This window comes from Halorubellus litoreus, assembly GCF_037081675.1.
GTDB classification, from domain to species: domain Archaea; phylum Halobacteriota; class Halobacteria; order Halobacteriales; family Natrialbaceae; genus Halorubellus; species Halorubellus litoreus.
This window is the reverse complement of the sequence record NZ_JAZAQL010000002.1, coordinates 192,885-219,440: the sequence shown is the minus strand read 5'-3', so window position 1 is coordinate 219,440 and position 26,556 is coordinate 192,885. Positions and strand designations below refer to the sequence as shown.

Below are 26,556 nucleotides of genomic sequence, written 5' to 3'. Positions count from 1 at the left end.
TATAATAGTCAACACGAATACTGTCAGTCCCCTATTAACGCTCTAACAATCCTTTTGTACCATGCTTGTTACCAGAATACCATGAGTGAACTTCCCCTCCCACTAGACAGATTCAGTTCTGATGCGTATTTCAATGCACTCGAAGATCTGGTAACCAGGTACACTCAAGAAGAAACCCCGATTCACTATAAAAAAGCGGCAATCAATCAAAGTAAAGCCACTACTTCCAGCTGTTTAAAATTCTTTAGCGATATTGGATTAATCGAAGCTGAAAAAGCGGGAGTATACGTACCCTCAAAATCCGTAATCGACTTCTTTAGGAAGGTAGGAGAATCAAAGACATCTGCTCAGGAAAATATACAAGAGTCCTTGATGGACTACGACGTATTTTCTGAAGTAATATTCCTGGTGGACTCTGGAAACTTCACCAAAGGAGAGCTCTCGCAAAAGGTCGCAGGTCAACTTGAAATTGATAAGGAGAATATTTCAAGCGTCGCCACCGCTATCGATATATTTGACTTATTCGGATTCATCGACATTTCTGACGAAGGATTGGTCAAAAAATCCTCAACAACCGGAACGGCATCTGATGCTGAAGAATCGGAAGGGGAAATTGAGCGTGACAATAATGATTCTGAAACTGCTCAGCAGGCATTTGATGACTACTCTACCGAGGATATGCCAGATATTGATTTCCCTCCAACCCGAGGTTCACCTGAGGATCTCTGTAGGATAGTCGATGTTCTTTCTACTGGAGGCACTTATTCAACTGATGAGATAGCCGAAGGAGTTGAGTTCTCTAAACGGAAGATTCAGGGACTAACGCAGTACGGGGTTGCTCTTGGGTTTATCGAAGAAGAGGACGGGTACCAGTTGACGGATCGAGGATATGAGCTATCTTTTTCCTCAAGCGAAGAAGAACAGGAAAGATGGTTTAAAGAAGCGATTAGCCAATATTCCAGCTATAGACATATTCTCCAAGCATCATTCGAGGGGTTGGAGAAAGATGCGGATAATCTTGATTCTCCAGCTATAGAAAAAGAATTACGTACAACGTTTGGGTTTACTGGTAACTCGAAGGATACCGTTCGGAAGGCAATCAACACCCTGCTACAAACGGTTGAGGCTGCGGGGCTCGGTGAATATATCGTTGGAAGGGGAAGTAAATCCACTCGGATAGAGTCCTCACCAGAGGAACTCCAATCTCTTCAGGATCTCGTTACTAGTGATGAGCTATCCCGTGAGTCTCGTCAGTCTGATTCAAAACAGAATACCGATCAGGACGCAGAAAAGAACAGAGATGCAAAAACCGATCAAAGTGGAAACACAGATGCAGTCCCGTCGGAAAGCGAAGATACTGAAACCGTTACTGAACAGAATAACGGGGTAGACGACGAAGCAACGCAGGTAACAAGTCGCGGACCAGCGGTTCGTATCTCAGATATCCGCATTCAGAATTTTAGAAATATCCGGGATACTGGCTACATTGAATTAGAAAATGTCACCACACTAATCGGTAAAAATGAAAGTGGTAAAACATCCACCTTAGAAGCCATACGTTCTTTTTCGCCGGAGTATGAATATACAGAGCGTGATCTATCAACTTCGGTGAGCATATCAGATACTACTGAGGAGACGCCGATCATCTCTCTCCGCTTCAAGCTTGAAGAACCTCTGGTGGAAGAATTTTATCCAGATCTTGAAGAAGGTGCAGAGATGCCCCTAACGGTTACAAGAACTAAATATTTTGACAATAGTTACGAGGCTGAAATCGATGCCGATATTGATACAGATCGGGTGGAATTGCCTACCCCGAACATACTTTACTACGATAGCTACAGCCTTATCTCCGATAGTGCCACAATTGAACAACTCGAAAACGGAGACTGCCCAACTTTCAATAATCTCTTGGACCTTGGCGGTATTTCTATGGAAACTTTCGAAGATTCGACTCTGACCCGGTCTAACGCGATTGAGCAAGCCGAGAATAGAATCGAGGATCGAATAAATGAAGCATGGTCTCAAAAGAGTCTGAATATAAATATAAATTGGAACTCTTCTAAAGAAACAATAAACCTTCTAATCCAAGACCAACTAAATCCGGACTCTGCAACCGATGAACGTCCGCTAACTTACCCCTCTCAGCGGAGTGCAGGATTCCAATGGTTCTTATCCTTCTATATCAACTTACTCGCTGAATCCAACAACTCCGGCCTTGAGAGCAAGGTTTTGCTCTTGGATGACCCCGCGGTCTATCTGCATCCGGAGGGGAAACGAGATTGGTTGGAATCTGTAAATGATATCGGGCAAAATGAACAGGTAGTCTTCTCCTCCCATTCACCATATTTAATTGATAAGAGATACCCCTCGCGCATCCGCGCAGTAGAAGATACTCCACGTGGAGGCACAAAAATACGAGAAGATATCTTCAAATCCGATAGCCATACGCTGGAACCGCTGCGGAATGCATTAGGTGTGAATCTCGGTTCGTCACCCTTCATCTCTCGCCGTCAATTACTAGTCGAGGGTCCAACAGAGTATTATATCGTGGCAGCTGTAGCTAATTATTTCAGCCAGGAGCTAGACAGAGATCTGTTTGGATGGAAAGAGCTGTCTGTTATGCCAGTCCGTGGAGCGCCCAATGTTATCGGGCAGGCAAGCTGGCTAGCAAGCGAGGGAATCGATTACGCAATTATGTTGGATAGTGATGAAGAGGGCCGTGATGCCTTGGAACGAATTGAGGACCACAATCCGGACATAGACTCTGACCGGGTTGTTATGCTAGAAAACCGATCTAATAGCGAAGACGTGGTAACAGAAGACATGTTTGACCCTGAGCTATATGTTTCCGAATTCAACGCTGAATATGAAGACTTCACCTCAGAATTGGAGGGTGATTTTGAACATGCTCAGGTTGAAGAAATCGATGGCTTGAGATGGGAAGTTGGTGGTATCGAATATGAAGGCACCCGACTTGATAAAGTTCTTATTGAGTACCTTGAGGAGTCATCCTTCTCTGAGGAACTTGAGGATTCAAAGGGAGATATCGAACTTCGTAAACGACAAATTGCCGAAAGAATCGCTTCAAGACTGAACCGGAGCGACGTAGAGGAAAATCAGGTGGTATCCTTTAATCGAGTATTCGCCAGCCTCAATTCAGCAATGGACATCGATAACTGAGGTCAGAAACAAGCGTTTAGAGATTTAGACGTTCCATTGAATTCATTCGTGGGTAGATAGATTCGTCGATAGTATGGCAACCAAAGAACGCCGAATTTCTAATGGTTAGGCTCCACTGCTAGTACTCGTACGGGTCGTCCTTATCCCGGCTAATATTCTTTTTCCGGTTCGCAGGCGTTGTCTTCAGCTCGTCCCACATATCCGTGCTGCCCTGTCTATCATACATATCTGTGGCGATTCCCTCGATCCGTTGGGCCGTGTCTTCCACCTTCATTTGAATCTCAACGATCTCCTCCTTCGTATTTTGAATATCCGTCTTCGTTCGTTGAATTTCGCTCCGAGCAGTTTCGATGTCCGTACGAACGTCGACCATCTCCCGATACACAATATAAATCGTGTACATGTCAATTGTCAATCCACAAACCCAAAGACTGGCACCGAGATATGGTGAATCTCGGAGAACGAAACTTCCCAAGAGGATTAATATAGACCCAAGAATCAAACTGGCACACTGGAATAGGAAACTCCGGCGTTGTGTCTGTGTTACTATGTTGCCTGTGATATCGGCCATGGAACAATATTTGGTTTCAAAGATGTAGTAATTTGTCCTCAAAGCACTTCTTCGATGACCTGACCTGCAACAATATACTTTTTCGGAAGATTCGGAAAGGCCCCCCTTCTGCTTATTCCGCTTGCTGTTCGTCGACACCTATTATCACCGACGCAAGGGTGCTTCAACCGGAGTTCATTCCCCGAGAGGTGAAACACCGCGACGGAGAAAGTCAATCACCTATCCGGTGTCCTCAGACAAAGCGAATCCCTCCTACGGCCCGGTCCATATTCAGGGAGCAGAATCGCCTGACACTTGGTGGGTGTGTAGAGTCGTAGACATACAAGAAGATCACGTTACGTCGAAGACCAGGCAGAAGATTCCAAAGAACAGCAGCATCCCTGACGGACCGTTGCCAGACGACCCGACGCAATCGAAGAACGACCTCGTCGGACAGCGAAAGCCCTGAATCGGGGGGCGTTCAGACAGCGCCGAGAGCAGATTCGTACGGCATTTAAATAGCTGCCACGTGACTGTTGAGCTATCGATGAAAGCGGACACACTCGATTTGAAGGACATTTTCCGGAAGGACACTCGCTACGTGGTGCCGCGATTCCAGCGGCCGTACGTCTGGAATCAGGAGGAACACTGGCAGTTGCTGTGGGAAGATCTTCGGCTGGTCGTCGACGATTTGATGGAACGGCGGGCAGAGGCAGAGGACCAGTTCGAACGGGACGAGGCGCAGCTCAACACGTCACCCCATTTCCTCGGGGCCATCGTGCTCGACCAGCAGTCGACGCCGACGCAGAAGCTTGAGACCCGGGAGATAATCGACGGACAGCAACGCCTCATCACGCTGCAGGTCCTCCTGTCGGCCGCGCACTCGGTGTCCATGGAGCTCGGTGGCGAGGAGTCGGCGTCGATGTTCGAGAAGCTGATGTACAACGACGCAGACCTGATCCGGGACGAGGAAGATCGGCTGAAGGTCTGGCCGATCGGAGCCGACAAAGAGGCGTTCACCGACGTCATGTCCCTCTCGGACCCCGAGTCCGACCTCACCGAGCTGGACGGAGACGAAGTACTCCACGACTGTTTCCGGTTCTTCAGCGGCCAGATCCGCGAGTGGGCCGAGGAGGGCCCGGAACCGACCGAAGAACATCTCGACTCCCTCGTGACGACGATGTGGAAACTCCTCCGGGTCGTCGTCATCGACCTCGAATCGAACGACGACGCGCAGGTCATCTTCGAGACGCTCAACGCCCGCGGAACGCCGCTTCTCGCCGCCGACCTAATCAAGAACTACCTCTTCCGGGAGGCGACCATAGAGCAGAACGACCCCGGTGAACTCCACGACAAGTACTGGCGGCAGTTCGACGAGGACGAGTGGCGGGTCGAGGTCTCGCAGGGCCGACTGGATCGCCCGAAGATAGACGTGTTCATCATGCACTGGCTCACGATGCAGATGGGCCAGCAGATCCGCGCGAAGAAGCTCTTCCCGGCGTTCCGCAAGTTCCTGGATCGGACGGACCTCTCGACGGAGGAGATTCTGGAGAACTTCGATAACTATGCCTCGATCTACGAGGAGCTCACGGAGCCGGACACACAGTCTCGTGAGGCCGTGTTCCTCCGGCGGCTGGACGTGCTCGACACGACCACTCCGTTCCCGGTGCTTCTCTACATCTTCGGCCAGGATGACATCCCATCCAATCAGCGTGTGAAAGCCGTCGAAGCGATCGAGAGCTGGCTGATGCGACGGATGCTCTGTCGGCTGACCTCGAAGAACTACAACAAGATATTCATCGAGCTCTTGGAGGAGCTGAAGGAGACCGACGACGAGGACGTCGGCGACACCGTCGTCGCCTTCTTCCAAGGCAAGGAGGGAGAGAGCGATTACTGGCCCACTGACGACGACCTGGCGAACGCGATGGTCGACCTCCAGTACTGGTCGAGGATCAATCAGCGACGCCTGAAGATGGTGTTCTCCGCCATCGAGCGCGACCTCCGCGACACGGGTTACAGCGAGACGCTGGAGATCACGCAGGACCTGCAAATCGAGCACATCCTCCCGCAAGACTGGTCACACAATTGGTCGCTCCCCGGTGAGCAACCCGCGGAGGTCGAGCGGATAGAGCGGGACGAAGTCAAGAACAAGGTCGGGAACCTGACCGTGCTCACCGACAAACTGAATCCCTCCGTTTCGAATTCGGCTTGGGAGGACAAACGCGAGGCAATTCACGACCACACCGTGCTTCTCCTCAACAAGCATCTGGTCGATACGTGGCCCGATGAATGGAACGAGGAGACCATCGCCGAACGCGGCGCGTGGCTCGCTGACCGGGCCAGCGAGGTCTGGAAGGACCCCGAGTCCTCGCACTGGTACTGACGGCGAAGCTACTTTTCGAAGCTGATCTCGATTTTCAGACTCGTCGCTTCGTCCGGCATGCGTTCGAAGAGATCCTGTACCTTTGTGTAGTCCTGGCCGGACCGCAGGGTGAGACTGATTTGCGTTCGGTCGACGCCGGCGGTTCCCTGTAGCGCGCTCGGGATGCCTTCCCTGTCCGGCAACATGAACGTGACGTCGCCGTACTCCACGGACCCCGTCTGATGGTTATCGCGCCACTTGGTCCGGAGCGCGGCGACGTCGTCGCCTTTGTACTCGAACCGCCAGGTGGGGGTGTCGGCGTCGGCCTTCCGGAACGGATACCCCGGCACCCAATCGGACGCCTTGTCCGATCCCGTCGTGTTGACGACGTACTCCGGTTCCTCCTCCTTCCCGATGTTCTCCAGCAGGAACGTCCGGACCATGTACTCGGTGACGCTGCTGTCGAACCGGTCGGCGACATTGTTCACAGTGAACTGGTCGCCGGCGTCCAAGTCCCCGATGTACTCCAGGATCTTGTCGCCGATGCGGTCCGGGACCGTCGGGACGATCTTGACAGTCGTCGGCTCGCGGTCGCCGAGCGACTCCAGGTATCGGCCGCCGGCCTCCAGGACGTGGTCCTCGACGAGGAACTCGTTGACCGCCTCGCGGGCGACGTCTCGCGTCTCGTCCGGTGGCAGGAAGACCGACTCGTCGGCCCGGACCTCGCCGATTATCGCGTCGAGGTTCGCGTACCCGTTCTCGTCAATGCTCTCTTCGATGAGGTCGGTGAGGTGGGTGGCTCCGACGACCGTCGCGCCCCCGACGTCGCGTAGCGTGGCGTCGGATTGGGGCTTGTCGAGGATCTCGTTACCGTGCACGATGACGTACTGGTCTTCGCGGTTCAATCGGCCGATAGCCCGCATAACGACGTCGAGCGTGTCACCGTCGATCCAGACCTCGCCATCTTCGACGAGGTCAACCTGGAAGTCGCCGATGTCGATAGCGGTCTCGCCGCTCCCGAACCGCTGTCGGAGCGCTTGCTCGACGTCGTCGACCCCCCACACGTCCACCTCCTCCTTCTCCACGAGGACGGTGTCGAGCGAACTGCCGGACAGGTCGTCCCGGAATCCCTTCGAGTCCCGCGCGAGGACCGGCTTCCCGTCGAGGGCTTCGACGGTCGCGTTCAGGACGTCGTTGGCGCTCCCGGGGACCGGCAGGTCGGGGACTCGGAGGAACTGCTCATATATTTCATCGATGGAGACCTCTCCGCGTCGGTCCAACAGGTCCTCGGTGATGTCCCAAACGTGGGACTGGAGGTCGTAGGGGTCCGCCGCAGCCGAGTCCGCGATATTGGACGCGTCGAGTTCCGCCCCGTCCAGCACGTAGACATCGAGGTCCATCGGCGCAGCCATATCGAACTCGTTCAGCAGGTCGTCGCCGTCGAGGACCTCTCCGTACAGCAACTGAAGCTCTTCCCGGAGCTCGTTCTCTTCCTGCTCTTTCATCGCCTGCATCGACTCGCGGATCTCCTCGTCCAAGGACTCGTCCGCGAGCACCTGCCGCGCCCCCTCGATGTAGCGGGCCTTGTCGATGTACCGCGTGCCGGACTCGATCGCCTTGTCCCCCGATGGCTGGACGAACACGAGGGTGTTGCGCCACTCGCGGCCCCGCCCATCGTTCGTAATCACCCGCTCGACCTCCTCGTGAGCCCACTGGCCGTCTTTGACGATGACCTTGACCTCGCGGTCGTCGGGGATGTCCCGGAGGTCGTTCGTCCGGAACCCGACGGGATACGCGTTCGACCCGAAGATGTCCGTGATGAAGTCCGCTATCTCGGCCTTCGCCGCAGTCTCCGAGACGTCGACGGCCGCGTTTCGAATCAGCGCGTTCGGGTTCTGTCGGTCTCGGATCGCGTACTTTCCGTTGAGTTTGTGGAGGTGCCAGGCGACGCCGTGGAGACGTTCGAGGTTGAGTACGACGTCAGATATAAGATCGCCTGTCTGGTACGCCCCCATGACGATTTCCGAGACATCGGCACCCTCTCCCTCGCTCGGCTTCAACGAGTAGAGTAGAATCGTGTTGAGGATGCGACGACCGTGCGGAACCTCTTCGTCGTCGACGCGACTGTTGATGTCGCCCGTCGCGGCGTTCAGTCGCTCGTAGTTGATCTTCGCCAGCTCGTTCTCGAACTCGATGGCGTCGACGTCACCGTGCGTGATGAGGTCCGTCTGGTCTCGCATCTCCAGGAGGACCTTTGAGAAGAGATAGATCATCCCACGTGTGTTCTGGTTGTCCTCGTCGGCGTAGTACCGCGTTTCGAGGGCGTCGAGGAGGACGGGATGGAACGGGTAGAGGTCGTGCATCTCCGACAGGAGATCGTCAGGGAGTGAGACGTGGTCGGATTGGTCGTACGCGTCATAGTATCCGTTGACGATTTCACGGGCCGCGCTCTCGTCTACGGAGTCAATCAGGCGGTGGCGGAGGACCTCTCGCTTGTCCACCTGGTTGTTCATGTTGACCTCGACCGCCTGCTCACGATTCAGGATATCGTGGACTTCGGACCCTTCGCGGAGAACGGAGACGATCGTGTAGAGTTCGAGGTCTGAGAGCGCGGTCGATTCGAGCAATGACTGGAGGAAGGCCTTGTTAGCGCTCTTCCGGTCGCCCTGGAGCGTGTCGAACCAGTCCTCCAGCTCGTCGACGAAGAACGCCACCGTCTCGTCGCCGACGGCCTCCTGGATCTTCTGCATGTCCGGGTAGCCGCCCGAGTCGAAGGTGCCGGGGTCGTAGTCCAGCGCTTCGAAGAACGGTTCCCACAGGTACTCATACTGCTCGTTCTGCATGGCGACCGTGACTGGCGTCGCGGACTCCGGGAGCGCGGTGTCGAACCCTTCGATAGAGTCCGCGGCCCACTTACCCGCGGCTCTCGGGTCGTCGAAGCAGTGATACAGTGCCACCATCTGGTGGGACTTCCCACTGCCGTAGGGACCATACAGGATGTGCGTTCCACGTGGGTCCTCGCCAGTGAGAGAATCACGCAGGATCGTCAGTGCCTCCCTGAGCCCCTGTGTCATCAATGTCCGCTCGAAGAAGAGTCCTGCATCAGACTCGAACTCTCCATCGTCGTCGACGTTGTAGAGCTTCACCTGCCCGTCGATCTGCCCATCCTCTCGAAGCTCGCGGCTCAGGATGACCGTGTCTTCGAGCGTTTGCGACAGAGCCGATGTTTCTGCCATTTGGATACTCAGACACACATCAGCATGGCTCAATAAACACTCTGGTCGTAGACTGTAAAGAGGATGAGAAGTGACGACCGCTTCGTTCGGTTACGACTCTCAGTTGCCGTGTGGACGACAGCGGTGATGGAGGGGGGGAGGGGGTGTGTCACGAATTCCTTGGGGTGTGTTCAGGTGTTCGGATAGAATAAGAGAGGACCTGACATCCTCAGTTCGACCCGGGAAGTAATCCCAACGAACCGCTTGAAAACCGTTCTAAGCCGAGTATAGGCCGGTCTACAGATTTGTGGTCGTTCTCGATCCGCTGTTGAGAGAGAGCTGTTCAGAGTTAAGAGGCCAAAACCACTGCTACCACAAAGTATATATTATATTTCTAGATAGAGGACTAGACTACTAGGGGGGTGTGCAGTCGAAACAGACGGTCGCACGGCGATGCCGTCTTTGACTGTTCGACGCGTTACCCGAGGCAAGTTCTCTCGTGTACAATAGCGGAAGACAATCCCATCCGGACGGAATTTCCGTCATAGTAGATCAGTCCAAGGGACCCATCGGCAAGCGGAATCTTCGCAACGACCTACGCTTCGGGTGGCAGCTTCCCGAAGCAATTGTGGCACCACTATCCCCACCGGGAAATTCACGACACACCCCCTCCCCCCGTGGTAGGACCGGAAAGCACTATTTTTGACTACTTGATGGAATTATATGCACGGCTCTAACATATATTGGCGGTCAGCGAGACAGAATTGCAGAATTATCGTGAAACACCCCCTGTCATAAATTCATATGGTAAGTAGAATCCAGGCCCAATCTTTGAGCGGCCCCATCGGGATTCTCATATCGCTCTCCCGGTCGACTTGATTGGGAGGTACATATCGGGAGCACAGAGCATGCCAACGCAGTGGAAATCCTGTCTGAAATCGAAAGCGCCGACGAAGTCGCAGATTATTCGTCGGTGTTCCGGTTCCGACTTTGAGTGACGATCCCTTCAGCCATCGATCAGGGAGACACTTCGACTCACCAAACGTATTTGAGTAGTAGTTGACTGTACACGTACATGGACGGGTACGACCTCGTCGACGTCGAGGTCACACACGAATCTGCGGACGGTCTGCTCGATTCGTTGTCGGAGGACGCTAGGGTCGGAGACCACACTCAGAGCGTTCAAGCTGTTCGCCTCCAAGCCGGTCAGCCTGATTCTGAGCTCCGATCACTGAAGCAACTGGACGAGACCTCGGTTAAATTGCTCGAACATCAGGTCGACGCCGCGTATCGAGCCCTCTTCGAGATGGGTGGAAAGGCCCTCCTCGCCGACGAAGTCGGGTTGGGAAAGACAATCGAAGTGGGGATGATACTCAAGGAGATGCATTTCCGAGAGACGGACGACTCGGTCCTCATCCTCACTCCGGCGCAGCTGGCGAAGCAGTGGCAGGCGGAACTCCGTGAGAAGTTCGGCCTCGACTTCGTGTGTAACTACGACGACGAGTTCAGCGGTTTCGACGACCACGATTACATCATCGCAAGCATCGACACGGCCAAGAGCGACCGTCATCGTTCGACGGTGCTCAAGCGAGATTGGGACGTCCTCGTCCTCGACGAAGCTCATTACGTGAAGAACGAGGACACGGACCGCTACGACCTGATCGACCGGCTCTCATACAACTATGCGTTCTTCTTGACGGCGACGCCGATTCAGAACGAACTGACCGATCTCTACAACGTGGTATCGTTGCTCCGGCCGGGACTCTTCGGGACACGCGACGTCTTCCATCAGTACTTCGTGAACAGCGATCAGGAGACGCTCGTCAACCGCAACGAGCTCCAGGAGCGGCTGAACGAGGTGATGATTCGGAACCGGCGGGCCGACACGGATATCGACTTTACCGACCGGACGGTCGATACGCGACAGTTTGACCAATCTCCGGCTGAGCGAGAACTCTACCAAGCGGTGTCCGACTACGTCAAGGGGGCCTACAGTCAGAACCAGGGCCAGAAATTGGTCTTGATGCTCCTGCAGAAGGAGGTCGTTAGCAGTCCCGCCGCTCTCAAACACACTATCGAGAAGCGCCTGCACGAGCAATCGGAGCTCACTCATGCCGACGAGTTAGAGACGATTCTCGACCTGGTTGAGAACATCGACACGATAACGAAACAGGAGCGGTTGCTCGACATCGTCGAAGAGGCCCGCGACAACGTCGAGAAGGGGCGCGTGATCGTCTTCACGCAGTTCCGGGCCACCCAACGACAAGTCCTCGAACGACTCGCCTCAGAGGGCTACACGGTCCACTCGTTCCACGGCGGTCACTCCAGTCAAGAGAAAGAGCAGATCGTGGAAGACTTCGAAGAAGATGGCGGCATACTTATTTCAACCGATGCCATGAGCGAAGGAAGGAACCTCCAATTCTGTAACATGTTGGTTAACTTAGATTTGCCGTGGAACCCAATGCGCGTCGAACAGCGAATAGGTCGTATCCACCGAATCGGCCAGAAGCGCAAGGTCTACATCTTCAATATGGCGTTGAAGGACACGGTCGAGGAGTATGTACTGGAGCGGCTATACCACAAGATCGACCTGTTCCAGCAGAGCATCGGTGAACTGAGCTCAATACTAAGCCGGCTGGAGGAATCCGGGACCAGCTTCGAAGACGAAATCTTCGAGCGATTGGTCAACGCCGGTTCCGAGGTCGATTTAGAGAACGACTTCGACGACATGGCCATCGACCTTCAGGAGCAACGGGAGCTCGCGGATAAATTGGAGGAATTCAACAGCGGAGTCTTCGACGGCTTCGACTTGGGTGCCAGCGATGACTGACGCCGCCATCCCTGTGACTCAGTCGGCTGTGGAGCGGTTCACCGATCGGTATCTGCGTTCACTCGGCTGTGAGATCGAGCGGCAAGATGAGCGATGGGCTGTCAACGTCCCGAACGGGCTCGATAGTGAGTTACTGTCAGGAGGCGTTACGCTGATATGTAGCGACGACGCCGACGACGGTGACCTCGAACCGCTCCATCCCGAGAGTTCGTTCTTCCAACAGCTCATCTCGGAAGCAAGTGAGCAAACTCCTACGGGCAGAATCGCCATCGGAGCGAACGACGTCGAGATTCAAGCTCCCGAATGGCTTCAAGAAAGCGACGTAGAAATTCGTTCTGTAGACTTCGCACCTTACTACGACCGAACAGCGATCGTCGTCCTCTTCCAAGTGGGAATCGAAACCGTCAGCGAGTACCAGACTGAACTCCTGCGAACGGTCGCAGTAGACGCCCAATCTGAGGAGATACTCCCAACACTGGAAGAGACCTTTCTGGAAATCACATCGCTGGACAACGAGACGGCTTCGAGTAAACAGGCGAAAGTCGAAACCACCGAGGTTCGGCCGTTACTCGATATCGCACGAGAGCAACTCATCGACCGAATAGGAGAGACGGTCGACGACGTCCATCAGAATGCTTCGAGGGCCGCCGATGCTGAAGTTGAGGAGTACCGACAAATGCAGCAGCAACGCATCGAAGAACTCGAAGAGAAGGATTCGCGTCTGGCTTCGAGAATCGAAGAACTGAGTGGCCGAACAAATAGTGACGAGGAGGACGAGCGGTTAGAGGCACTGAAAAAGCGAAAGGAGCTGAAAGCCGAACGCCAAGAAGTCGATGCCGAACTCACCGACCTGCGCCGTCGTCGTGATCAGGGATTCCCCGAGCGCCAACGCGAAATCCGTGAGAGACACGCTCTGGAGATTCGGCTGGAACCGCTAACACTCACCGAGGTCGAATACGAGCGAGGAGAGATAGAGTTCGAATTGACCTCAGAGGATAGTACGCACGTCGTGACTCTCGGATACGGAAGCGGCGTCGGGGTGACAGAGGAAGTCAGTTGCCACGCCTGCGGTAGAACCTTCGACCGACAGAACATACTGTACTGTCTTAACAATGGGCTGCAGTGCGAGACCTGTGGAAATTAAATGTGGGTTCTCGCCCCCACAGGGAGGTGGTGAAAGAGGTCCTGTAGAGACCCGCAATCCGTGGGAGTGTCCGGTGGACTAACAGCACTACTAAATCGCGCTCCAGTAAATGAAAATAATAGTTCATATGGCGGGTTAGAGGCCCTTGCCTCCGGCCCGTGACTCGTACACCCGACCGCTCACCCCCCTCGTACACACGTACACCCCCCGGTAGAGTTATTCATCGGACGTACGAGAAAGCGCTGTCCCCCGGGGTGTACGAAACAGATTATAGTGGTGGAATAGTTGATTAGGCCCTCGGCCGGTGGGCTACAAATGAGTATGTAAGTTACTTTATATTCAGGGCTTTCGCCCACTCGTGGAGGTCAATCCGGTCGGCAGCCAGCATACCAGGCATCGTCCAACACAAGTCAACCGACGAGTACGCATGATGACCGTCACGGCTGCGCTCTAACCGGTCGTTCACACGAGTGGACGACCAGTTCTGTGCCTCCCCACCGAACATTCCATTATCGAGCTGGATGAAACCGTGCCTAACCAGATGGTTCCAGAATCTGACCATCCCACGTCGGTTTTCGAATAGCCAGATCGTTGGGCCAGCATCTGTTGATTGCCATGCCGTGAACTTGTTTTCCCACGTGCCCGTATTTCCGTGATTCGTGAGGACCTCGACTCTCGCTATTGGCTCAGGGTCAGGTCCGTAGATTCGGAGGTCCGGTCGCTGTGGGAGGTTACCCTGTGGGTAGTAGTCGTTATGCGTGACATCGTTCAGTCGCTTGAGCGACTCTCCAGCCACCATCACACCCTTTCTGTGACTCATCAACTCCGGGCCGTCCCGAAACGTTGGCGGGCGGGAATGCTCGGTCGTCGCCCACGGCGGATAGACATCGTCGTGGTTTTTGAAGAGATTCTCGATCACCGTCAGGCAGTCCTCTGTCGGGAGCCACTTACACCGGCGGCCAGCGATGTAGACCTTCTCATCGCGCTTGGGTGACTTGAACAGCCCGGCTTCAATCATCGCTTGATGAGCCCGTTCTGACTGTGGGCTCCACAACTCGATACTGCTGCAGAGTTCCCGTAAGGTCGGCTCTGGATCGCGCCCGATATGATGTGTTCGGCCCTGAATATCAACTGAGTAGGCGTTGAACCAACCAGTGACACTGAACAGGATTTGCTTCTCAGTCGTCCCGAGACTGTACTTGTCTGCCAAGCGTCCAGTATCGCTTGCCATACAATAGTTATGCGAGAATTGATTTAAAGCTCAGGGAGTGAGGACTCGACATTGCCAGCGGGTTATTCGCGGGCCTATTTTTAATCAGCACTGCTTGACTCCGGACCTGAATACTGATTTCAGGAGTGGCTTATCCTTGATGAGCTGTACAACCTCAATACATTCGAGGTCTTATTGATTCTGCTCGCCACGATAGCGCACTGATAGAGCAGGGAACCGGCACGCCATTCGTGATTTTGGTCTAGTTACAGGAAGTGCCGTACCGATGAGACATCGATGCCGGAGACTGTGAGTTCAGTCACAAACGCGTCTTGATTACGGTATGCCTCGCTGATGCCCGCGAGCGGTATCCCGGAAGTTCATTGAATTACGTGGTTCGACCAAAGGAGTTGTACGTTCCACATTTGTTCGGTCTTGTCGCAGGCGACGTTGAGGAACTTGGGTGCGTCGTCGCCGAGGAGGACATCGTAGTCAGAAACCCGAGAGGGATGTCAATTCGTCGCTGTCTGCGTCCTCGAAGTCCTGGAAGCGCTGCTCTAGGTCCTGCTTCCGACGATGCTGCGTAGTTCCTGTAGAAGCTCGTCGTAAGTCTGACCGGGCTACTTGAGCTGCTGGAACTTCTTCCTCGTCTCTTCGGTCACCGGGATGCGTTTGTCTGCCGCCAGGGCATTGTACGGACTTACAATGTTGATGATATTAACAGCTTTCTTCAGTTTCTTGGTTCGTGCCGAGACCGCATCGCTATATCGGCCACCGCTTCCTCCGACATTCTGGCAGTTCCGCACGGAGTGCCGAGAAAGACCTCGGTTGGTTCAACGCCTACACCTACAAGACCGTACGCATCATCAACAACTGGTTGGACGCTTTCGGCGACGTTCTCCAGTGCAATTCGGCACTCGATAGTTCGTTCAAGATGGCGAGTGCTGAGCATGTGAAGGCGACGCTTCTGACTGGCGACGACGACGCTATTTCCACTGTTCCTTTATAGGGGTCAGTAACAGATGGTCGTGAACTTCCTCGGGATCATGCCCCGGGGCACTCGGCCTACTCCTCCTGTAGACAGTAGCCGGAAATTCAAATCGCTTGGTGGCTGCTGGTCAATAGCCAGTCAATCAGGCGAATACTCACGTTCGGATTTCTGGCATCCTCCACACTTTTATTGCCTTAGAGAGAAAACACTTAGATGCCAGATTGATATCAGAATGATAGTGAAGTGATTACAGATGGGACGAATACGTGAGATTACAGATGGAACCGATCAAGAACTTCAGAAGTACTTGCAGCATCATAGATGGGAAAGAAATCCGTTCGCGCATGGCGCGTCTATCGGTGAGTACGTGCTACCGGGCGACGATGAGATTGCCGATATTGCGTCGCATATACGGTCATACACAGGTCCAATCCTCATCCATTCGCGTTTCAGCGGCGTCGGAAAAACGACGCTGTTGAAGATGCTACTTGAGGAGTACAGTGACGAATTCACGACCACGTACATCGGTGAGCACAACGTCACGCCGTACGAATTGACGTCTATTGTAGCCGACCAAATCGGCGTCGGGAAGTCGTCGTCGACGAAGCTAACCGAACAGAAGATTCGAGACCACGTCAAGAGCTATAGAGGCGACCCACACTTGCTCGGAATCGACGAATTTGGGCTCAATGATCCAGACACGCTCCACACGATTCAATTCTTGAATGATCTTGACCGTTTCCGAGTCATCCTCACCGGGATGAGCAGCCAGTGGAACGCGATTGGCGACCTCGGAAGCGATGGGCGCGCTTTCCAGAGACGCGTCAGCTACAAGCTCGAACTCGAACCCTTTGAGCGTGAGCAGACTACTGAACTGGTCCAACGTCGCCTTGCAGCAGCGGCAGGTCGGGACCCCACCAATGAGGATGTTCTCGACGATATTGGCATCGGACCGTTCAGCACAGATGCACTGGATACCATTCACGAACGCGCGCAGGGCGTACCAGCTGTCATTACTGCCGCGTGCGCGGAGCTAGTCGACCTCGCCGCGTACCAGCACGCACATGATGCCGGCTCTGAGATATCAGTCGACCTTACAGAGGCGATCGAGTATACCGAGCCCGAAGTCGAAGAGACGTCAGAATGAATGTTCTGTGATATCAAACTGAAATCATAACGATGGGAAGACGCAAAATCACTGACGAAGCGAATTCGACCAACGACCAGGCAGATCAAGACGACTCTGACGAATCCGGAACTGACCGAGTCCAACTGACGCAGCGGATGCCCGAAGACCTCGTAGGGGATGTTGATGCGTTAGCCGACGAGATGGGTATGTCACGGAACGCGGCAATCAACATGCTCGTCAAGCAGGGTCTGAAGGGCTTCTGAAGAGACTAACTCATAGCCTGTGGTGCACCTCACGTAGAGGACTGTGAGGAAGTCATCCAGGATCGATAGCTGAGAGAAATGAGTGCGTATAGAATTCCAAAGGAGAAGACAGAGCACACGATTGAACCCACGGCAGAGGCGTGGTTTCATCGACACAACGCTGTACATACAACGAGGAAGGGCCGATAATGTTGCGACTGAGAAACTGAACGACTGACTGCCAGCACGATCATATCGCAGGAGCGAATGCGCTGGTCCTGTTTCAAAGTTAGAGGCCGTACAAATCGGCCCTCTCATTAACCGCTCTTCTGATTGTCTTACGACCACAGTCGAGTTCACTGGCTGCCTGTCGTTGACTCATCTCGTCCCTGGCTACTTGCTCCAGTGTCTCGCAGACGCGATGGTAGGTACCCGCCTCGATAAGCTCACCGTTGTCTTTCTCAAATCCGAGCGGTGCCGGACCGTGATGATAGTCTTCGCTCTCTTGTCGGGCGGCGATTCCTTGGCGTATGTTTTGGCGTTTAATCTTCGCATCGAGTTCCGCAAACACACCGAGCATCTGGATGAGTGCCTTCTGATACGGGTCTTCGTCTTCGGCTTGGGGACGTAGAACCATCCGGTTCGACACGATATGTACCGCAACGCCGGCGTTTCGGAGTCGTTCAACAGTGCGTTCCAGGTCGGAAATACTTCTCGCCACACGAGAGACTTCATGGACGACGACAGCGTCTACTCGGCCGGCATCTGCGTCCTCAAGGAGACGTTGATATCCTGACCGTTCAACATCAGTTCCAGTGGACTTGTCTCGATACACTTTGATGGAGGAAGGTTCTGCGCTGAGTTCTTCGACAGCGTATTCGTGAGTCGCTTCGAGCTGTCGGTCAAGGTTTTGGTCCGCAGTCGAAACCCGAACGTAGGCAGCTACAGGCATACATTCGCCCACGGTGACTAGATATTTAAAAGACAGAATTTATGCCCATATGGGCAAGGAGTACAGTACCTCCCCATGTTGGGATTCCTCTTCGCCCTGAGAAGGCCAATGATGAGAATGGCCTCTTCACAAGCGGGCACTCCCATCTCTCAGCAATCTATTGCCGACCAATTGCGTTGGGGCTCCTTTTCATACTCTCTGCACGCATTGAAGCCCAATTCGTGCGATGAACTGCTCGCCATTGCTGGCCGCCTTATCATAAAGTGTTAGGCGCGGTGCGAGGATGGGTTCGTATGACCGTTGTCTATCGATTTCGCTCAATGCACAATTTGATTCACGAATACAATGAGCTTGAGCAGCAGGAACTTGTTCTCTCTTCACCGCGATACTTTAACGATCCGCTTGAGGGGTATCAAGACGTGTTTTGGGAAGGAGGTGAGGTCCTGTGGGAGAATCTCCTTCGGCATTATCTCTTAAATCTTCATTGGGCAGCTACAAATTGTTTGATATTTGATAGCAGCGAAGATTTTGAGGAATATGCCATAGACCCCAAACTCACCCGTGAGGACCTTCCCACCGATGAGTTTCGCCAACAATTCGATTCCGTCTGTCAGTCCTTCTTTGAGGAGAAGGGATTCCGAAGAATTTCCTCAAGTCTAGCTTCACTGCCGAAGCCGCTGAAGAGGAACAATCTCCAACAAATCTTGTCGGCAATCCACCCCTCGGCACTTGAGTCAGTATTAGAGAGAATGAGAACCTCAGGGGTAATCTCGGAGGAGGGGCCAAAGGTTACGAGTTCAACAGACTCTGAGACCGTGGAGAATCTGATTGAAGCTCTTTCTGACGCTATGGCTGATGAGGATGAAGAGCTGCTAGAATCAGTAGCATCGTCATTGGGCCCCCTCAAATCGCACATGTACCTACAGCAGGCGGTGCAGACGGGGGTGGAGCAGCTTGAATTACACCATAAGAAACATCACCTCTTGCATCAGTCGTTCCCCGACCGGTATATTAGAGAAATAGCCAACTCGCTAATTCACACGAATTGGCATACATTGTGTTTCGCAAAAGAATGTGCAAGTCCTCCGATGTGGGCTACGTATGCAGATGAACATAGAGGAGCCGCCTTAATGTTTGATGCAGACCGAGAAACTGAGCAATCATGGGGCAAGTTGACTGTCAATGGAAGGACTGGTTGGAATAATTCGGGGCCTAAATGTGGGGAGATTCAAGCACCATTGAATCCAGTTGACTATGGATCTTCACCACCAGAAGTGGACTTCTTCCAGTTTTTAGGTACCCTCCCGCTCCCGAAGCTTGTGTCAGCGTGGCATTCCACGCCCGATGGAAGGACTAGTCAGAAGTTGGGCAAAATCGTGGATGACCAGGATGCCTGGCAAGACAACCTTTGGGACCATTTCAACAGTATGTCAACTAGAAAGCTTAGCCAATGGGAATACGAACAAGAAGTTCGCATGGTGCTACCCGATTTGTCGGGTACAGAGGGCTCCCATCGAAAGGTCACATATGACATATCTCAGCTCGAAGGAGTTGTATTCGGCCTACGTACCGAGCTTGAGGATCGTTTTGAAGTAATGCGAATCCTCTCGGAAAACAGCCGGGGAGACGATTCCTCGCCTGTCGAGTTTTACCAGATGGTTTTCGACGGAGGCAAGTTCAAAAAGGTAAAAGTTGATATTCTATAATTTTATTTATTTCCACACTAACCAAGTGTTTAAAATCCGTTATGTATTTTAAGTGTTCTCAATTGGTTCGGTTCCTATTTATGTGAAAGTAACCACCGTGTTCTGGAGTCCTGGCAGCGTAGTTAAGAGATGATTGCCACACCTTCATATCCTTGGCACGACCGGTTGTCACAAGAACGGGATACTGGTTGTTATGGACGATATTGAGCGTATCCAGGCGTATATCCTCGGTCGGCTAGATCGGGAACCGCAGAAGAAGGCGGATATCATAGATGCGATCGACGAGAATCGTGGCGACGACCGTGATATCATCGAGTCTGCGTTCAAGACTCTAATCGATCGAGGCCGCATCCAACCCGACAACGAGAATCCACCGGTCTACTCTCTTACTGACGCGGGCGAAGTAAAGATGCTTTTCGAAGGACCAGCAGTGATGCTATCTATCGACTTCGTCGGCGTCCAGGACAAGGACCAGTTAGACGCCTACCTGATGGACTTATACGAGGTAGACGAGACGCCGGACGAGATGACGACGGGAGGAATTGACACACTTCCACTCACGTCTCAGGAATGGGGTGAATTAGAAACGGAACGCGATGAGTTCGACGCCCTCAACCTGACGGTACTCCAGTTCAACTCCGTCCCGCTCGGCTACCTGGTCATCCTCTCCGGCAAGCTGACTACGGACTACTTTGACGCCATCTGGACGACGGACCAGGAGGCGGGCCTTGCACCAGCTCGTGACGCGATCCGCGAGGCGTGGGACGATATCTTCGACGGATTCACCCTTGGCCTGGTCTCCAGCCACGATAATCCGGTACGGCTCGTCGGGCGGAACACGCCGATAACGGTTTCAACGGTCAAATTGGGGTTGAGCGTCAACGAGGCCCTGACCGGTTCCCGCGACGTAACGGATTATCAGCGTCTCTACCGATCGTACGCCTCGCACTTCGGCCGACGCGGGTTTTTTGAGTTGCTGGACATCGACCCGTTATCTGCGAAATCGGTGATTCCGCAGGCTGCGAACGTGGTCTGTGTCGTCGGACCGGGGAGCGAGATGTCGCCGGATAACATGACGTACCATAGCTCCTATACCATGATCGAGATCTCCGACCAGTTGGTGCTGGATGAGAACACGCGGACCCCACCTTCGGCGCTTTCCCTGAGTTCAGACTTTTTCGTTCGGTTCCTCCCGTTGATCTACCTCTTCAACTGGTTCAAGGACAAGCGGCTGCAGTTTTGGGATTTGAACGAGTCAGTCCGGGATCTCTCCCTGTCGCGGATCGATGCCGGCGGCGGTATCGATGACATCCAGGACGACATGGAACACGTGATCGATGCCGACCTGGATTTCACCGAAACGTATTCACGGGTCCTTTTCCACCAGCAAATCGCGGAGAACTATTTCGAATACCTGACCGATTGGTTCGAGCAGCGCGACCACGGCGAGTTCCCGGTCTCGGATATACGGCGGATTGATGATACGGAAGAAACTCAAGGCGTCTTTGAGACCATACTGCACGATATCATCGACGAGATGGAGCTGGTCGAGGAGAACTATGAGGGCCTGTTCGACCGGTACTCGGTGACCGCGACCAGCTTGAACCGGCTGTTGTCGTACCAGTCCTCTGCGACGAACATCCAGATCAACAACACGGTGAAATGGCTGACGGTGATTTTGGTGTTTCTGGCGTTGTTCGGCGGTTTCGGTGGATACGAGTACGTGGAAGGTCTGACAACACAGGCCTATGAACGCGCTTTAGAGTTGGCTGGACAGCTACCGTTCTAGCCTGTGAAATCTCCGAAGCTCAGTTTTGTGTAACCATCAGCCGAGGATGGGTTAGAAGATGGTGATGAATACATACCCTGAATCTACCGACTCACTGGCTGCTCCAATACAACATGCGAACCGTTCTATGAGACATTCAGGAAGTGGCTGCTCTTGGACTGAAAGCAAAAGGAGTCGATTGATGCCGCGGTGACTTTCGAGCAATGCCTTTGCATGCCGCGTGAGACTCCCTGGAATTCTGGCCCCGTTCCTATTGCATCACATAACACTGGATAGAACTCCAAAACCCGCAGACTCCAAGGGTACCGTTTAAAACCTTGGCTTCAGGTGGTGAACCACGATAATGCCCTGTTGCAGAGGTCTGCAGGTCGTCACAGGACGAGGGTTTATAACAACGAGATTATTTCATATAGTTAAGCGACGCCCGAGAACTCCCCGCATCTACAAATCCCACGATGCATAGACCTCTCTGGCAAGACAACCCGATACCAGAATCCCCGGTATCATAGTCCACTGCTGACGCGGAGCCAGCGCGTCATCGGACGTCGCGTACAAGCAGTCCAAATAGCGGTTAGCACGCGAAAACCATGACACGAAAGATTCCACCAACCGATGACGATAGTACAGTCCGACACTACCGCGCTGACGGAACGCTCACCGTAACGCGGGACGAAGATACAAACGAACACGTTGTAAAATCCCACGGCGGTGACCGGGGCGACACATGGACGCGTCGCGTCCCCGCAACCCGAACTACGGTTGAGTCCGGTGAACATCTCTGGAGTATCCCGGACAACTGGACGCGACTATATAAATTGGAAGTCGAGCACGGACCCGACAAAGGCATCTACGAAATCCCGGAGACCGGCGATTCCGTTCTCGTTCAACTCTGTCAGAACGCTTGTATCACCGATGCGTTCCACTTCGTCAAAAAAGTCGGGAGTACAACGTGGACTGCTCGTGCGGAGGTTAATCAGGACGCCCTCAGCGACGCGCTCACTCACGTCAACAACTACTCCGATGAATTTCCCGACGGGATCCGTGATGTCCTCGAATACCTCCGCGATAATCCGCGCGACGCAGTCGCGGAGGCTGAGGAATTCGCTGAGATGTGTGCGGCCGACTCCGTGGGAGATGTGAACGGAATCCCCGCGTCAGAGTTCGACCCGTTTTACGAGTCGTTCCGCGCCATAGACGGGGTTGTTAGTCATCCGGAGTACGAGCAAGAGGGCGAGGTCATGGAGATCGTCCGCGACATCCTCAGTAACTACGGTGTCGTTCCCTCCTCTCCGCTCGTGTCCGTGACAGTCCGGTAAGCCGAACGCGACTATGCGGTCATTCAGGGATAGCCCCTGCCGAAAGAACACAGATTTGAGCTCCGTGCCGACACCCGATGGCGGAAATCTAAGCAAAACGATAGCGTCCAAGACAAGGACTGAAACAAATACCAATGAGGCGGAGTATAGAGCAGAAGTCATAAATGCGGAATATAGTGAGGGTGAGGAGTTCGATTTCCGCGCCGACATTTGGGTCAAACTCCACAATCCCCACGGAAAGGATGTTTCCGTGAACCGGACGTACCAGGCTAATCCGAAGTACGATGACCTTGTTAAAATGAGGAGTACGTCCACAGTTATGCAGAATACTGGTGGCCAGACGCGGTCCCCGCAAATGGGGACGCACCGTTTACTGATCAGCGATACGCCTGGAGGTCGAGAATCGATATTGACGATTACGATGCTTTACTGGAGGCCTGTATCGAAAATGCCACCCTGGATGCGGAGATCGAAATTGAGAATCTCAAGAACCGAAAGGACCGGTTCAGAGAAAGACTAGAAGAATAACTATGCTGATGAAGTAGGAAATCTTGGCTCTGTTGAAACCCTCAAACGCCTATATGTTGCATCGGTTTGCCGTATTGCAGGACGTGAATAGCCCCAATCATTGATGGAGTCCTGCTCGATATTGTTGCTCTTAGTCAACGCCCTGAAGCCGACGTTCTGATCAGGTTCGTAGACGTCTCGTATCTGCACATAAATCGCTCGTAATCGGGAAATAGCCCGGACTATGTCGGCCCGGGGAACCGTTAATGCACCCCGCGTTCATTCTACAGATATGGCTGGCGAACCAGATACCGATGAGGAAGCCACATCCGAAGTGTCCGCACCACCCGACAAACAACTGCTATCCCCCGATTTTCTAGAAATCGAACCGGTATACGAGGCGTTAGGACACTCCCGACGGCGCTACCTGTGCTACACCCTTCTCGAAGCCACCGAGTGGTCGCTGACCGACTTGGCGACGAAAATCGCCGCGTGGGAGAACGATATTCCCGAACACGCAGTAACGGCAGACCAGCGCGAAGAGGTGTACGTCTCGCTCTACCACGCTCACGTCCCGAAGCTCGTTGACGAAGATGTTATTACGTTCGACGAGGCGACCGAGACGATTACGACCGCCGAACACGCCGAACAGGTTTTGACCGCCCTCGAAGGGATTGGTGCCAGCCTCGACTCGAATCAGGAAGCGCACGCACGGAGTGAGATGGATGAGCGAGAAGACTAACGGCGGAATCAAAAGCAACGACGACCCAACCAGTGGTGCCGATACGCACTGGTCGCAGGTGGGACAGCGTCACTACGAACCCGATGGACGGGGGGGACTCACGACTGCAATCGTCTACGCCATCGCAGAGGCCAAAGGCGTCTCCCCAAGTGAGGTAAAATCGCCGCCGCTGTACGAAACCGTGGACGTACCAGCGATTGAAGACGCGTTCTTCGGGCCGAACGTGGGCGAGAAGTCTCGACAGGGCGTCGGCACGGTCGAGTTCCAGTACACCGAATTCCTCGTGAAAGTCAAGAGTGACGGCTGGATTCAAGTTTACGAACTCTCTGAGCCTGAGCAGGTGTGAACGACCACCTGTTGATTGTGGTCTCAGACCATCTACAGCCACTGACGTCTGTGACTACGACGGACGGAACAACGTGAGCGTCTGTTCGATGTTGTGAACGACACATTTGATGACGAGTTCGCGGAACTGCTTCCACCAGCGGCGTGATCGCACAAACGCACCGTATTTCTGTTTGATCGCCGCATTGACTGTCTCGTTCATATTTCGACGATGGTAGAGGTCACTATCCAACCGCGCATTCCATGCCGTATGGAGCGATGAGAACTCTCGATGCTTGATGAGTGGTCGAATACCGTGATCACGTGTGAGCTGTCGGAGGTTCTGGTCGTCGTATCCTTTGTCGCCAATCAATACCTCAATTGAGTCCACATTCCGTTTGACCACCTGTGGCGCGATCTGTGTATCGTGTTTCCGTGTCGTCGTCACGTGAATGTCGAGAACGGCGTTAATCGCCGTATCGACCAGTAATGTCGTCTTCAACTGCTGGATGGTGAGATTCGTTCGCTTCGTATAATGAGTTGATGCATGCGCCCGCTCGAACCCCGAAGCATCGATGCCGATGATACCGTTCAGCGGCAAGTCCGCGAGCGAGATGTTCAGTAACACTCGCCAGACGGCCATCTCCAAGCGGTCGAACGCCTTACAGAGTGTCGAGGGTGCGGGAATCGAATCGAGTTCGAGGGCGTCACGGATGCGAGGCATCTCGATGAGTTCATCAACGAGGTCGCGGTACGTGGTCGTCTTCTTCACCTTGAGACAGAGAAGAACGACGTGCTGACGGAGCGTGAACCGCTTCCGAGAATAGCGTGTCGAAAACCGTGCAACAGCACGGCGAGCCAGCACCATAGCTCGTTCAACGAACCGGAGAAGTCGTGACTTCGGCAGGGAATCCATCCTGTCTCAGACTACTCGCCCATCATGTTTGCCCGCGAGGGTTTCAACAAGGCCGAAATCTTCGACATGGACATCGGCGGTTTGCTGCTTCAAATCCCTAGTCTGACAGTCGAAGCGGACGCTTTCCAGCGATTCAACAGAGCCCACCAAACATATCGATAGAGGGGTGTTTACCCGGTCTGGAGCATATCGATAGAGGGGTGTCTACCTCGTCGAAAACAAATCGATAGAGGGGTGTCTGCCCGGTCCAGAACATTTCGATAACGGTGTGTGACCAAGCTCAGAACATATCGATAGAAGGCTGTCCACCCGGTCTGGAGCATATCGATAGAGGGGTCTACCTCGTCGAAAACAAATCGATAGAGGTGTGTGAGCAGAAACGTGTTTAGAACGTCAATTACACGCCGAAGAATCGACGAATAACTGACCGCATCATACGCGACTCCATCGAACTCCCACCCATCTCTTGCTCAATAAGATCGTCCATCGCCTCATCCATCTCCTTCTCACCCTTCATGACATCCTCAATTAGGTCTTCCCCTAATTCGAACCCAAGGACGAATTCGCCACGTAGCAAGCTCAATAGGATGAGTCTATGGATGTTCGCCTCATTCTTCAATAGCATCAGATTCCACCCGCGCATAAAGCCGAGTGTTGCAAGCCGGGGAGGTCGTCTAACCATCTCAGCGTCTTCGTCTACCCATTCCACTGAGTACGCCAGCGTATCCACGACAAATCCTCGTAGAAGCATTGATAGCGTGAATACAACAGAGTACACGGATATGAGCAATCCGATGCTAGCAAGCACAGAAACCGTGCTGATAACGATTGCAATGAGTCCTACACCGACACCGATTAGAACCTCACCAATTGCATGACGACGACGTAAATCCGAATGCGTTCGCTTAATGTCCGCAAGTAGCTCGCCTTTCGTAGGCGCATCTTCTTTCACATCGGTGTTCTCTACGTACATCCGCCTGAGGTCGCGTCGCATCTTCGTCATGTCTTCGGCAATATCGTTATCGAACCAGCGCTGCACTCGGTCGACGCCGAGTGGGTGAGACAGTGCGAATTCTCCAATCCGTGGTGCGAGGGTAGAGAGGAGGATGACTCCTGATAGGAGTCTGCCTCGTGCGGTGACGGAAAATAGGTCAAAGAGGGGTTTGGTTGCGTAGTAGATGTAGAGCATGATTCCAACGAACCACCCGACGGCCGATGCTATCATTGACTCTAAAAGCCAAACCCGAGGAGCAGGCAAGCTCCATACGAGCACGCAGATGAACAGCAAATCAAGGAATTCCGGGAGCACTCAACGCTAGTCATGTCATCCGTGGACATGAATCCTGTGTGCAGTAACTCACAGAACGCGAAGGTTAGGAGTCGACCACCCGATTCCAGTACGCACATCCCTTATTTGGAGGGAAACGGTTTACTCGGTCGGTAGACACGAA

At 53.6% G+C, this 26,556-nt stretch carries 17 protein-coding genes; 11 read left to right on the top strand and 6 right to left on the bottom strand.

From position 1 onward, the window contains the following. Positions 1-81: 81 nt before the first annotated feature. Entirely contained in the window at positions 82-3,180 is a 3,099-nt protein-coding gene (locus VYJ16_RS08370) for an ATP-dependent nuclease (RefSeq protein ID WP_336349857.1), read from the top strand. A 118-nt stretch (positions 3,181-3,298) separates the two neighbouring features. Here the strand turns inward: VYJ16_RS08370 and VYJ16_RS08365 are convergent, their stop codons facing one another. Beyond that, positions 3,299-3,751 (bottom strand): coiled-coil domain-containing protein, encoded by a 453-nt coding sequence (locus VYJ16_RS08365; RefSeq protein ID WP_336349856.1) that lies wholly within the window; start codon positions 3,749-3,751, stop codon positions 3,299-3,301. Positions 3,752-4,277: 526 nt separating this feature from the next. On the opposite strand from VYJ16_RS08365, the gene VYJ16_RS08355 reads away from it, so the two are divergent. Further along, a complete protein-coding gene (locus VYJ16_RS08355) occupies positions 4,278-6,113 on the top strand; it encodes a DUF262 domain-containing protein (RefSeq protein WP_336349855.1) in 1,836 nt (611 codons plus the stop codon). Between the two features lie 8 nt (positions 6,114-6,121). Here VYJ16_RS08355 and VYJ16_RS08350 read toward each other — a convergent pair whose 3' ends face one another. Further along, on the bottom strand, positions 6,122-9,328 hold the full coding sequence (locus VYJ16_RS08350; protein WP_336349854.1) for a DUF499 domain-containing protein: 3,207 nt from the start codon (positions 9,326-9,328) through the stop codon (positions 6,122-6,124). Positions 9,329-10,382: 1,054 nt separating this feature from the next. On the opposite strand from VYJ16_RS08350, the gene VYJ16_RS08345 reads away from it, so the two are divergent. After that, positions 10,383-12,137, top strand: coding sequence for a DEAD/DEAH box helicase (locus VYJ16_RS08345; protein WP_336349853.1), 1,755 nt, complete (start codon positions 10,383-10,385; stop codon positions 12,135-12,137). Continuing rightward, complete coding sequence (locus VYJ16_RS08340; RefSeq protein WP_336349852.1) at positions 12,130-13,281, top strand: hypothetical protein; 1,152 nt, start codon at positions 12,130-12,132, stop codon at positions 13,279-13,281. The genes VYJ16_RS08345 and VYJ16_RS08340 overlap by 8 nt, the downstream gene beginning before the upstream one ends. 328 nt (positions 13,282-13,609) lie before the next feature. Here VYJ16_RS08340 and VYJ16_RS08335 read toward each other — a convergent pair whose 3' ends face one another. Beyond that, positions 13,610-14,512, bottom strand: coding sequence for a hypothetical protein (locus tag VYJ16_RS08335; protein ID WP_336349851.1), 903 nt, complete (start codon positions 14,510-14,512; stop codon positions 13,610-13,612). 1,223 nt (positions 14,513-15,735) lie between these two features. Between VYJ16_RS08335 and VYJ16_RS08330 the strand changes: the two genes are divergently transcribed. Then, positions 15,736-16,629 (top strand): AAA family ATPase, encoded by an 894-nt coding sequence (locus tag VYJ16_RS08330; protein WP_336349850.1) that lies wholly within the window; start codon positions 15,736-15,738, stop codon positions 16,627-16,629. A gap of 137 nt (positions 16,630-16,766) precedes the next feature. Further along, on the top strand, positions 16,767-16,874 hold the full coding sequence (locus VYJ16_RS22235; RefSeq protein ID WP_464379839.1) for a ribbon-helix-helix domain-containing protein: 108 nt from the start codon (positions 16,767-16,769) through the stop codon (positions 16,872-16,874). A gap of 268 nt (positions 16,875-17,142) precedes the next feature. Here the strand turns inward: VYJ16_RS22235 and VYJ16_RS08325 are convergent, their stop codons facing one another. After that, the gene (locus VYJ16_RS08325; RefSeq protein ID WP_336349849.1) at positions 17,143-17,805 is read right to left on the bottom strand and encodes a recombinase family protein; all 663 of its coding nucleotides are present in this window, start codon (positions 17,803-17,805) and stop codon (positions 17,143-17,145) included. Positions 17,806-18,098: 293 nt separating this feature from the next. On the opposite strand from VYJ16_RS08325, the gene VYJ16_RS08320 reads away from it, so the two are divergent. The 5 genes from VYJ16_RS08320 (at position 18,099) to VYJ16_RS08300 (ending at position 24,211) form a co-directional block, all read left to right on the top strand. Further along, positions 18,099-19,511, top strand: a complete 1,413-nt coding sequence (locus VYJ16_RS08320) for a hypothetical protein (protein ID WP_336349848.1) — start codon at positions 18,099-18,101, stop codon at positions 19,509-19,511. Between the two features lie 193 nt (positions 19,512-19,704). Next, positions 19,705-21,300: a hypothetical protein gene (locus VYJ16_RS08315; RefSeq protein ID WP_336349847.1), complete on the top strand. Its 1,596-nt coding sequence runs from the start codon at positions 19,705-19,707 to the stop codon at positions 21,298-21,300. 815 nt (positions 21,301-22,115) lie between these two features. Then, positions 22,116-22,616 (top strand): hypothetical protein, encoded by a 501-nt coding sequence (locus tag VYJ16_RS08310; protein WP_336349846.1) that lies wholly within the window; start codon positions 22,116-22,118, stop codon positions 22,614-22,616. Positions 22,617-23,415: 799 nt separating this feature from the next. Then, the gene (locus VYJ16_RS08305; protein WP_336349845.1) at positions 23,416-23,865 is read left to right on the top strand and encodes a DUF7344 domain-containing protein; all 450 of its coding nucleotides are present in this window, start codon (positions 23,416-23,418) and stop codon (positions 23,863-23,865) included. Continuing rightward, on the top strand, positions 23,849-24,211 hold the full coding sequence (locus tag VYJ16_RS08300; protein ID WP_336349844.1) for a HalOD1 output domain-containing protein: 363 nt from the start codon (positions 23,849-23,851) through the stop codon (positions 24,209-24,211). Before VYJ16_RS08305 ends, VYJ16_RS08300 begins: the two co-directional genes overlap by 17 nt. 54 nt (positions 24,212-24,265) lie before the next feature. On the opposite strand, the gene VYJ16_RS08295 is transcribed toward VYJ16_RS08300, so the two are convergent. Further along, a complete protein-coding gene (locus VYJ16_RS08295) occupies positions 24,266-25,105 on the bottom strand; it encodes an IS5 family transposase (protein ID WP_336349843.1) in 840 nt (279 codons plus the stop codon). 397 nt (positions 25,106-25,502) lie between these two features. Next, positions 25,503-26,414: a hypothetical protein gene (locus tag VYJ16_RS08290; protein WP_336349842.1), complete on the bottom strand. Its 912-nt coding sequence runs from the start codon at positions 26,412-26,414 to the stop codon at positions 25,503-25,505. Positions 26,415-26,556: the final 142 nt, after the last annotated feature.